This is a genomic window from Paenibacillus sp. (assembly GCF_035645235.1).
GTDB lineage: Bacteria > Bacillota > Bacilli > Paenibacillales > YIM-B00363 > Paenibacillus_AE.
Genome location: NZ_DASQMZ010000165.1, coordinates 1 through 10,444 on the forward strand (window position 1 = coordinate 1; position 10,444 = coordinate 10,444).

General features: G+C 66.5%; 11 protein-coding genes. 4 read left to right on the plus strand and 7 right to left on the minus strand.

Features of this window, described 5'->3' with window-relative positions; translation table 11 throughout:
- The coding region (locus VEZ38_RS15955) for a response regulator transcription factor (RefSeq protein WP_324895144.1) at positions 1 to 621 on the plus strand (621 nt) is incomplete at its 5' end.
- Complete coding sequence (locus tag VEZ38_RS15960) at positions 618 to 2,591, plus strand: sensor histidine kinase (RefSeq protein ID WP_324895146.1); 1,974 nt, start codon at positions 618 to 620, stop codon at positions 2,589 to 2,591. The genes VEZ38_RS15955 and VEZ38_RS15960, both read left to right, overlap by 4 nt.
- A gap of 54 nt (positions 2,592 to 2,645) precedes the next feature.
- Here VEZ38_RS15960 and VEZ38_RS15965 read toward each other — a convergent pair whose 3' ends face one another.
- Entirely contained in the window at positions 2,646 to 3,491 is an 846-nt protein-coding gene (locus VEZ38_RS15965) for a glycoside hydrolase domain-containing protein (protein ID WP_324895148.1), read from the minus strand.
- A gap of 140 nt (positions 3,492 to 3,631) precedes the next feature.
- Positions 3,632 to 4,102, minus strand: a complete 471-nt coding sequence (gene nikR / locus VEZ38_RS15970; protein WP_324895150.1) for a nickel-responsive transcriptional regulator NikR — start codon at positions 4,100 to 4,102, stop codon at positions 3,632 to 3,634.
- Between the two features lie 67 nt (positions 4,103 to 4,169).
- Between nikR and VEZ38_RS15975 the strand changes: the two genes are divergently transcribed.
- Positions 4,170 to 4,724, plus strand: coding sequence for a GNAT family N-acetyltransferase (locus tag VEZ38_RS15975; RefSeq protein ID WP_324895152.1), 555 nt, complete (start codon positions 4,170 to 4,172; stop codon positions 4,722 to 4,724).
- Here the strand turns inward: VEZ38_RS15975 and VEZ38_RS15980 are convergent.
- Together VEZ38_RS15980 and VEZ38_RS15985 are read right to left on the minus strand one after the other, a co-directional pair.
- Entirely contained in the window at positions 4,687 to 5,163 is a 477-nt protein-coding gene (locus VEZ38_RS15980) for a GtrA family protein (RefSeq protein WP_324895154.1), read from the minus strand. The two genes, VEZ38_RS15975 and VEZ38_RS15980, sit on opposite strands and share 38 nt — an antisense overlap.
- The gene (locus VEZ38_RS15985; RefSeq protein ID WP_324895156.1) at positions 5,160 to 6,626 is read right to left on the minus strand and encodes a hypothetical protein; all 1,467 of its coding nucleotides are present in this window, start codon (positions 6,624 to 6,626) and stop codon (positions 5,160 to 5,162) included. Before VEZ38_RS15985 ends, VEZ38_RS15980 begins: the two co-directional genes overlap by 4 nt.
- Positions 6,627 to 6,846: 220 nt before the next feature.
- On the opposite strand from VEZ38_RS15985, the gene VEZ38_RS15990 reads away from it, so the two are divergent.
- Positions 6,847 to 7,284, plus strand: coding sequence for a spore coat protein (locus VEZ38_RS15990; RefSeq protein ID WP_324895162.1), 438 nt, complete (start codon positions 6,847 to 6,849; stop codon positions 7,282 to 7,284).
- A gap of 71 nt (positions 7,285 to 7,355) precedes the next feature.
- Here VEZ38_RS15990 and VEZ38_RS15995 read toward each other — a convergent pair whose 3' ends face one another.
- From VEZ38_RS15995 to VEZ38_RS16005, 3 genes are all read right to left on the minus strand, one after another.
- On the minus strand, positions 7,356 to 8,042 hold the full coding sequence (locus VEZ38_RS15995; RefSeq protein WP_324895158.1) for a response regulator transcription factor: 687 nt from the start codon (positions 8,040 to 8,042) through the stop codon (positions 7,356 to 7,358).
- Positions 8,039 to 10,216 carry a sensor histidine kinase gene (locus VEZ38_RS16000; protein ID WP_324895160.1) on the minus strand — a complete coding sequence of 726 codons (2,178 nt, stop codon included), beginning with the start codon at positions 10,214 to 10,216 and terminating at the stop codon, positions 8,039 to 8,041. Before VEZ38_RS16000 ends, VEZ38_RS15995 begins: the two co-directional genes overlap by 4 nt.
- Positions 10,217 to 10,342: 126 nt before the next feature.
- Complete coding sequence (locus VEZ38_RS16005) at positions 10,343 to 10,438, minus strand: IS3 family transposase (protein WP_324892563.1); 96 nt, start codon at positions 10,436 to 10,438, stop codon at positions 10,343 to 10,345.
- Positions 10,439 to 10,444: the final 6 nt, after the last annotated feature.

A 10,444-nucleotide genomic window follows, 5' to 3' on the forward strand; every position in this document is an offset into this window, starting at 1 on the left:
GACGGGCTGCAAACGATCATCAATTTGGAACACGATATGCGCGTCGTCGGCGTCGCCGACAACGGCGAAGACGCCGTCGAGCTCGTGCGCCGGCTGCGGCCGTCGATCGCGCTGCTCGACGTTCAGATGCCCGTCATGGACGGCATCGAGGCGACCCGGCGGATCGCTTCGGAATGCCCGGAGACGAAGGTTATCGTGCTGACGACGTTCGACGACGAGCAATACATCGTCGACAGCCTCGCGTACGGGGCGGTCGGCTTTCTCTTGAAGGAGCTGCCCGCGGACAAGCTCGTGCAGGCGATGCGGGACGCGGCGCAAGGCCAGCTCCTGCTGCCGGGCGCGGTCGCCGGCAAGCTCGCCGCTCGCCTAGCGAGGCACGAGCCGACGGCGGGGCGGACGCTCCGGCTCGACCGGCTGCGCCGGGAGGGGATCGCCTTCACCGAGCGCGAACGGGAGATCGCGGAGCTGGTCGTCGAAGGGCTTGCGAATAAAGAAATCGCAAAGAAGCTCTATATGAGCGAGGGCACCGTGAAAAACTATGTCAGCGTCATCTATCAGAAGATCGGCACGAACGACCGGCTGCGCGCGATCGCCTTTTTGAAGGAGTATATGAGGCCATGAACGGCGTCGGCGGAGCTCGAATCGTCTTTCGGTATATTTTGTTTCTTGCGGGGCTGTACGCGTTATGCGCCGGCGCGACGTGGTTTCTCAACGGCGGAAAGCTAAGCTTCGAATATCCGCGCGTGTACGGCGCTCTGCACCACGGGGCCGGCGCGGACGTGTTTTTGGGCGACCTGCCGGTCGCCGGCGACGGTGCGCTCCTCGACGGCGACGTCGAATGGCGCAAGCTCGCCGACGTCGTCGGGAGCGAGGAAGCGGCGGCGCACGAGGGCGTCTACTGGCTGCGGTTCGGCCTGCCCGACGAGCCGTTCGACGCCCCCGTGCTTCGCGTTCGGCGGTATGCCCATTACGAGGCGTACGTGAACGGGGACCTCGCCCTCAGCTACAACATGCAGAAGCGAACGCCTCGCGTCTTGACGGAGCATCAAGCCCGGCTCGTCTCCCTGCCGCCGGACCGCGACAGCACCGTCGTCCATCTGCGCGTGCTCGGGAACGGCCTCCCGGGCCTCGGGTTAGGCCTTGTGACGATCGCCGACGGCAAGACGGAGTACGGCGACTTGGTGCTGCGCAACGCCCCCCGCGCCCTGCTGGCCGTCGCGCTGCTCGCGCTCGGCCTGGCGTCCCTGCTCGGCTTCGCCCTGAACGTCCGCCGGCCGATGTATTTCTACTTTGCGCTCTTGTCGCTGACGGCCGGCGCAAGCGGGCTTCTCCACACCTCGCTCGCCCATTACTTCATGGACTTGTCCGGGGCGGCTTACTACGCGCGGCTCGCCCTGCCGATCGGCCTCTTCGCGCTGCTCGCGTTCTTGGAGCAGCTGTTCGGACCGGGCGCCGGCGGGCTGCTGCGACGGACGCGGCAAGCGCTCCTTGGCTTCGCGCTGCTCTGCGCCGCCGCGGCTTGGCCGAGTCCCGCGTTATTCAAGGCGCTTACGGGCGACGTCGCCTTGGGGGTTGCGGCGTTTTGCGGCTTGGCCGCCGCCGCGACGCTGGCCCGCGACCGCCGCGGCGGCGCCGCCCTCGCCGGGGACGATCAGCTGTCGTGGATCCTCGTCGGCTGCGCCGTACTGACGCTGTGCTGCGCCGCGAACGGCGCGCTCCTGCTCTGGCCGCAGGCGCACCCGATGCTGCACGAGCAAGCGCCGCTCTTCAATTATTTCTGGAAGTCGTCGACGCTGTATCTCGGAGTGTTCGGCTTCGTCGTCTGCCTCGGCCTCGCCTTCGCGGCCCATCTCCGCGACCTCCATCAGCGCGTGGAGCATCTGGTCGCGGTCCGCACGGCGGAGCTCGAGGAGAAGCATCGGCAGCTCGAGGCGGAGCATGCCCGGCTCGAATCGTCGACGCGGGAGACGTTCGAGGCGCTGCGGGAGGTGTCGGTCTGGGAGGAGCGCAACCGGATCGCGCACGACATCCACAACATCCTCGGCCACCAGTTGACCGGGGCGGCGATGCAGATGGAGGCGGTCAAGCGGCTCGTGCGCATCGACCCGGATACGGCGCTTGAGAAGCTGGAAGCCGCGCTCGAGTCGGTCCGCCGCGGCCTCGGCGACGTGCGAAGCGCGGTGCGCATGATGAAGGCGGACGTCGCCGGACGCGCCGGCGCGGAGGAGCTGCTGCGCGAGCTGATCGACGCGACGACGGCGATGACGGGCGTCGAGATCGACGCCGTCTTCGAATCGCTCCCCCCGCTCGACGCGCTGCGCAAGAAGATGTTATACGCCGCCCTCCAGGAGGGGCTGACGAACGGCATCCGCCACGGCGGCGCTCGACGCTTCGCGCTTTCGCTCGCCGCCGCGGACGGCTTCGTCCGCTTCGCGCTGGCGAGCGACGGCGCCCCGTACGTGCCGGTCCCGGACGGCTTCGGCCTGTCCACGCTGCGCGAGCGCGCCGAGGCGCTCGGCGGCGCCTTGGCGATCGCGCCCGGGGACGACGACCGCGGCGCGCGGTTGACCGTCCGACTCCCGGTCGGCTGACGCGCGCAGACGCCCGCCCGGCTTCGGCCGGGCGGGCGTCTCGTTCCCCGCGTCTTACCACAAATATTGCATGAATTCCTTACGCATTAGATTCGTATCGATGTTGCACGTCTCCGCGTCGATACCGTATTGCCACACGTCGACGGTCGTGATCGCCTCGGCCTCCGGCTCGTAGGCGGCCGGCGCGTTCGCCTTCGTCGAGATGCCGAAGTCGACGTCGCTCGTCCAGACCGCCAGCTTCCCCGCCAATTCCGGGTAATGCCACGCGAACGAAAGATACGAAGAGCGCACGCCGCTCTCGCTCGCCTCTACGATCACCCCGTAAAGCCCGGGGACGTAAGGCGACGCGGCCATCGTCTCCGTCCAGCCGCGCAAGAAGTCCGGGTCGACCGGATAGTCCGGCTCGACGTCCGCGAAGATCGCCACGCCTTCCGGAATGCCAGCCTCCCGCGCCATCGCGATCGCCTTCTCCGCCTCCGCGACGCCGCGCTCGTGCGTCGTCGCATCCGTAAAGTGGTTGTAAATCGGCAAAATCTTCACGCCCTTGCCGTGAAGCAGCTCGACCTCCTCCGGCTGAATGCCGTACGACACGCCTTCCTTCGTCTCGAGGTAGCGGCCGACGAACGCCGGCTCGCCGTAGTTGTCGCGCACGCAAGCGTAAAACGTTGCGTCCACGATGCTCGCCGTATCGATGCCCCATACCGTCTCGACCGATTCCGGCGTCTCGGGCGCCGGAGCCGGAGCCGGTGCCGGTGCCGGTTCGGCCGGCTGCGCGGGCGGCGGCGAAGGCGGCTCGGCCGTCGCCGGCGTCGATCCGGCGCCGCACGCGGTCAACGTTGCCGCAAGCAGGAACCCTAAGATGCATGTCCGGGTGTACCGGTTCCGCTTCGTCATCGTCATATGAAAATCCCCCCTGTCTTGTAGGCAGTGTATGCCCTAGTACAAAGGGGGGTGTTGAAAATGGGCCGTCGCCCGCCTACCGGCGCAGGCGGCCGTCCAGCCGGTCGAGCGGCGCCGAACGCCGCGCGTTCCTGGGAATGCTATCCCTGGCCATGGCTATGGCCGTGCCCGTGCGCATGCCCGCCGCCTTCGCCTTCGATATGGCTGACCGACAGCTCGGCGTACGTCACGCCTCGAAGCACGCGGATCGCTTCCGTCATCCGGAACAGCCGCCCGTAGGCGCCCTTGACGACGACGATCTCGAGGCACTGGTCGTGATTGAGATGCACATGCATGGTTGAAATGATGTCGTGGTGATAATCGTGCTGCAGCTCCGTCAGCTGCTTCGATAAATCCGACACGTGATGGTCGTACACGATGACGACGGTCCCGGCGACCGCCGACGCCGCGGGCAGCCGCTCGGGCTGCAGCAGCTCCTTGCGCACTAAATCCCGGATCGCCTCCGACCGATTGCCGTAGCCTTGTTCCGCGATGACGCGATCGAAGCGCTCGATGAGGTCCTGCGGCATAGAGACGCCGAACCGGACCAGCTCCCTCTCCTTCTCCTTCATGCGCGCACCGCCGTTCGTGGTATAGTGTAAGGAGATTGTATCATTTTCGAACGCGGAGGAATATCCCTTGGGCTTACACTTCGATACGCTGACGGCTTGGGACGAGGACGCATGGCGCGGCGCCGCGCCGATCTTCGACGAGGCGTTCGCGCCGCAGGGGCGCAAGACGCACAAGATGGTGCGCAAGATCGTCGACACGTCGGCGGGGCTGCTGCATCTCGCATCGGCGGACGGCGTCCCCGTCGCCATGGCCGTCACCGGCTTCCTGCCGGAGCTCGGCGCCCTCCTCATCGACTACGTCGCCGTGCGCGAGGCGCATCGGTCGCGGGGCGTCGGGCGGCGCATGATCGGCTATCTAGAGGAAGAGGCGCTGCGGCGCGGACTCCGCGGCCTCGTCATCGAGATCGAAGCGGAGGCGAACGCGGCGAACGAGGGGCGGGAGCGGTTTTGGACGTCGCTCGGCTTCGTTCGCACCGACTACGTGCACAAGTATCGGTGGGTGCCCGAGACGTACCGCGCTTTATATAAGGAGCTTACGCGCGACGCCGGTCTGCCGCGCGACGGGGAGACGTTGTTCGACGCCATTACGCGCTTCCACGGGAAGATTTGGCGGGACGCCTGAAGACGAGCCGGCGGAGCGCGACGTAATGCAGCAGCGTGTAAGCCGCGCTCCCGGCGACGGCGGCCGTCTGGTCCGCCGTGAGGAACGGCGCCGTCCAGCCCGCGAGCGCGGCGCGCGCGGCCGGGAAGGCGGCGAGATAGCACCCGAAGCTGACGGCGAGAAACCGGAGCGCCGCAGGCGCGAGCCGCCCCTCGTAGCGGAACGTGTACCGCCCGTTCAGCGCGAAACTGACGACGAGGCCGAGCGCCGTGCCGAGCAGCGTCGCCGCCGCATACGTCGCGCCGAGCGCCAGCGCGGCGAAGATGGCGCCGTAGCCGACGATCGTATTGGCGACGCCGACGGCGAGAAACCGGAGGAAGGAGCCGGAGCCGCCCGAGGCGAACGCCCCCGCCAAGCTTCGCAGGCGCGCCGCGCCGACCCGTCCGCCCGCCGCACTCACGCCGCCCTCCCGACCGAGGCCCGCCGCCGCAGCCGGCGCCCCGCGGCGACCGACGCCGAGACGAGCATACCGATCGCGACGGCCGCCGCGAACCACGCCATAAAGTCGAACGCGACGTTATAAAGAAACAGATGCTTTGCAAGGTCCGCGTCCCCGTCGCCGACGAGCGGCGTGACGTACGCGACCGCCGCCACCCCCGGCACGGCGTACAGCGCGGCCGGCGCCCGCAGCCCGGCGGCCGACGCGATCCCGCGGCTCGACAGCATCGCCAGGTACAGCGCGCCGACCGCCGTCGCGAAGCCGACGCTGCGCGGGAGGCGCTCCTTCTTCCACTCGCTCCACCAGCCGCCCTCGAGCTGCACCGCCCCCGCCTCCCTTCCCGCTTCCTTCGCGAAGCTTCCTAGGTAGTACGGCCGGATCGTCGTCGCGTGCGCCGCCGCGAACGCGACGCGCTCGTACAGCTTGCCGGGATGCCGGGCGTAGTACAGCGCGACGTCCGCATGGCTCACCCGATCGTAAAACAACGCATCGAGCGCAGGCGACGTCTGCGGCATCGCCGTGCCGGCCTCGAAAAAATTCGTGCCGGCAAGCGGCGCCAGCGTCTCCGGCAGCCCGAGCTCCCGCAAATCCGCGGGCACGTCGTCGGAATGCTTCAAAATCCCGTAAAACACCGTCTGGTAAAGATTAATGCGCTTGAGCTCCTTCGGCGTCGCCGCGTACACCGCGAAGCCGAGCAGCAGCGCGCCGGCCGACAGCGCGAGCGCCAGCCTGCGCGAGGCCGGCGCCCCGATCGCCCTTGCCGGGTCCCGCCAGCGCGCCAGCACCGCGAAAAACACGAGCCCGACGGCGAAATTTTGCGCCTTCGCCCCCACGAACAAGACGATCGCAGCGAAGAACCACCACAGTCGACGCCGCCCGCCCGCCTTAGCCGCATGCAGCCCGGCGCCGATCGCGAGCAGAAAGCCGAGCATCGAAGCGGGCTCCCCGTAGAACGAGTGGTAATATGCCGCGTACCCGATATCGCTGTAGACGGCAACGAGCGCCGCCGCGACCGCGAGCCGTACGGCGCGCTTCGCCTGCAGTCCCGTATAGATCAGCGCGACCGCCCCCGCGAACGTCGCCGCGTACACTGCCCCGAGCACCCCCAGACGGAACGTGCCGCCGAAGCCCCCGGTCGCCAGCGCGTTCGCCGCCTTAGCGGCGAACAAAAACAGCAGATGCGTCGAGACGTAGCCGCCGAAGCCGACGGGGACGTCCCGGTACGCGAAGATCGCATAATCGAAATATTTGTCCCCGTACGTCAGCCCCGGCTCCGCATAATCGAAGCCGACCGTCTTCATCACCCGCAGGAAATCTCCGTTATCCGCGACGCCGACCATCGGCCCCCTCGCGAGGCTCCAATACGCGCACGCGAGCGCCGCCAGCGCGAGCGCCGCCGCGATCCACCGCTCCGTCTTTCGCACGGAACGCCACATCCCTTCGTCGGAAAGATTCTCTTCTTGGGAGAAGCATCGACCATTTTCCGATTCCGTACACGTGAGCATTCCAAAAATCCCCATCCGGACAATGTTCGCCCATAGGCGCTTCGGCATATCGTATCTCATCTTGAGATGTGGAGAGTGGGTTGCATTGAAGTTGAACGCGGGGCAAGTCAAGTACTTAGCATGGCACGAGACGCTCGAGATGCATGAATTGGTGGCGTTCCAAACGGGTCAGCTGGTGTCGTTCAAGAAGAAGCTGCCGACGCTGCAGGACCCGGCGCTGCGCGCGTTGTATGCGGAAGCGATCGCCGCCTTGGAACACAATTTGCGGGATTTGCTGGCGTTCTACCCGAAAGCGCCGGCGCCGCACCGCGACCACGAGGAGATCGAGCTGCCGGGCGCAGAATCGGCGCAGCTGCTCGGGGTGCTGAAGACGGCGGTGCGCAACTACGCCATCGCGATTACGGAGACGGCGACGCCCGAGCTGCGCGCGACGTTCGTCAAGCATCTGACCGCCGCCATCGCCTTGCACGCCAAGGTATTCTACTTTATGCTCGAGCGCGGCTTCTATCCTTCCTACAACCTCGATCAGCTGCTCGCGACCGACGTCAAGAACGCGCACGCCGCCCTATCCCTCTAATTCGGAAAACGCAACGGGGACCGTCCGCCGACGGTCCCCTCTTGCCGTTCTCTATTGCTTGTCAGGCATGATTAGCCCAGTAACAGCTTATAGCCGAAGCCGCGCACCGTCACGATCCACTTCGGATTGGCGGGGTCGTCCTCGATCTTCCGTCTTAAGTTACTGATATGTACCTTCACCGTCTGCTCCTCGCTGCCGTGCTCCATCCCCCAGACGCGCTCGTACAGCTGGGCGATGCTGAATACCTGATTCGGATGCTCCAGCAGGAAGAACAACAGCTGCCGCTCCTTCGTGAACAGCGGCAGCGATTGCCCGTTCCGCTTCACGTCCCGCCCCGGCCAGTCGATCTCGAGCGCGCCGAGCTTCGCCGCCTTCGCGCCCGCGCCGGGCAGCCGGCGCAGTCTCGCCCGCACGCGGGCGACGAGCTCGGCCGGATCGAACGGCTTCGTCATATAATCGTCCGCCCCGAGCTCGAGCCCCTCGATGACGTCGTCCGCCTCCCGCTTGCAGCTCAGAAAGACGATCGGGGCGTCCGACTGCCGGCGCAGCTCCTTGCACAGCTCGAGCCCGGTCATGCCGGGCAGCAAGACGTCGAGCAGCGCCAAATCCGGCCGAACGGCGCGGAACAGCTCCAGTCCCCGCCGTCCGTCGTCCGCCGCCCACACCTCGTACCCTTGACTCTCGAGCGTCAAGCGGATCAATTCGCGAATGTCCGGGTCGTCCTCTACGAGCAAAATTTTTCCCGCCGCCGTCGTCATATGCTTGCGCCCCCCGTCTCGAACGGTAGTAAAAAATAAAACGAGCTCCCTCGGCTCGGCGCGCTGGACACGCCGATCTCGCCCCCGTGCTGCTCGACGATTTGCTTCGCGATCGCAAGCCCGAGCCCCGCGCCGTCGAGGCGGGCGTTCGCCGACGCCGCTCCTTGATAAAACCGCTCGAAGACGAACGGCAGCTCCGCTTCCGGGACGCCGACCCCGGTGTCGGTCACCTCCACGCGCAGCGCCGGCGCCCCCGAGGTCAGCGCCGCTTCCGTAAAGCCGACCCGCACCGCGCCGCCGGCCGGCGTAAACTTCTTCGCGTTCGCGACGAGATTCGCGAAGACTTGCTCGATGCGGATAGGGTCGACGCGCAGCTTGCGCGCCGCCCCCGGCTCCGGCTCCCAGCGGCCGATCTGCAGCGCGACGCCGGTCTCGTTTTCGTTCCAGGCATACCCCTCCGCCATCTGCTTCAGGAACGCCGCCGCATCCACCGACTGATACCGAAAGCCGAGCCGTCTCGCCTCGAGCTTCGACAGGTCGAACAAGTCTTGGATAATCCGATCGAGAAACAGCGTCTTGTCGTAAATCAGGCGGAGCGTCCGCCGGTCGTCGCCGGGCAAGACGCCGTCGAGCATCAGCTTGACGAAGCCTTGAATCGACGTCAACGGCGTGCCGAGCTCGTGCGAGATCGTCGACATGAGCTGACGCCGCGCCCGCTCCAGCGCCGTCAGCTCGTCGTTGCTTCGTTCCAGCCGCTCGTTCGCCTCGCGGAGCGCGTGCGTCCGCTCCTCCACCATCGCTTCGAGCCGTTCGTTCGTCTGCCGCAGGGCGTCGGCCAGCCGCTCCGCGCTTCCGTAGGCGTGAGAGAACCGGCCCGCGATATTGAGCGATTGCGTGAACAACGCGGCGAGCAGCCCGAACGGAATGAAATTTCCGGCGCTCACCCATTGCGTGTAAAGCAAAATGTCGTTCCCGATCGAAATCGCGAAGATCGTAAAGCCGATGCCGTTCAGCGTCGAGCCTTGCCGTCTTCGGGCCGCGGCCGCGGCGAACACATATAAGATGTAGAGGATCGTCGGCAGCACGCCCGCGAGGACAATCGGGAGCAGGAAGGTCGTGTACGTTGCCGCCGGGGTCGACAGGACGAAGCCGACGACCGCCGCGGTGAACGCGACGGAGTACGCCGCCGCCGCGCGATGCGACTCGTTCGGATATTGCGCGCGCACGAACAACAGCAGCAGCATAATGCCGATCGCGGCGGAGATGTACTCGATCTTCACCCCGATCTCCCACGGGATCGACGGAACGGCGTACACCGCGAGCGTCTGGCCGAGAAACAGCATCCGGGCGCCGACCGCGAGGCAGACGCCGGCAAAGAACAGCGGCGCGACGTCCTTGCGGCGGTACGCGAATAGGCCGAGGTGGTACAGCCCCATCACGACGATGCCCGCCCACACCGTTGACTCCATCATCACGTTCCTCGTCCGCAGCTGCCCAATCGCGTCCGCGGTGCCGAACCGGATGCCTTCCCACAAGCCGCCTTTGCGCTGCACGAAGTTGGACACCTGCACGACGACGTCGACCGTGTCCCCGCTCGGCGAGAAGACGTACACCTTCGGCACGTTCTTCGGCACCATCTCGGCCCGCGACGCGCCGACGACGCCGTTGCCGCCGAGCGGCCGCCCGTCGACCCAGAGCTGATACGCCGTCGCGACGCTGGGCATATACAGCGCCAAGGCGCGCGCCGCATCGCCCGGGGCGAGCCGAATCGCCAGCCGGTACGTCGCGTATCCGTCGCTGCCGAGCGGTTCCCCGTCGACGACGTAGCTCGACCAGACGTCCGGCACTGGCACGTACGCAGGCGTCCGCCCCTCGAACGAACCGCCGCTACCGCCCGGCGCCCCGCTCGCCGCCGGCTCCAGCAGCTCGTTCCAATAGAACGCCCACTCCCCCTCGAGCATCGTCCAGCCCGTCCGCTCCAACGTCCCGTCGCTCAGGTCGAGCACGCCCCGCACCGCCGCCCGCGCCGGTTCGGTTGCCGCCGAGGCTTCGGTCGAAGCCTTCTCCGGCGCCGCGGCCGGCGCCTCCGCCCGTACCGCGCCGGGCAGCGCGCCCAACAGGACGGCTATGAGCGTTACAAACACCGTAATGCGCTGCCGCGTCATTCTCGTCATGGGCCGTCCCTTTCGTTTTCTGCCGTTAATGATTAATTCTATGATACTACCGATTGCGCAAAAAAGCCCCTCCCGTTTCCGTAGAAACTGGTCAAGACCCATTTTTGTGGACAGTTAAATAACACCCTATGCAGCGAACTGGCACCTGTACTTCACAGGTGTCAGTTTTTTCAACTTTCTTTGAGGTCGTTCGTGGTTATAAAAGTGAATGTATGCCTCAATTCGCCT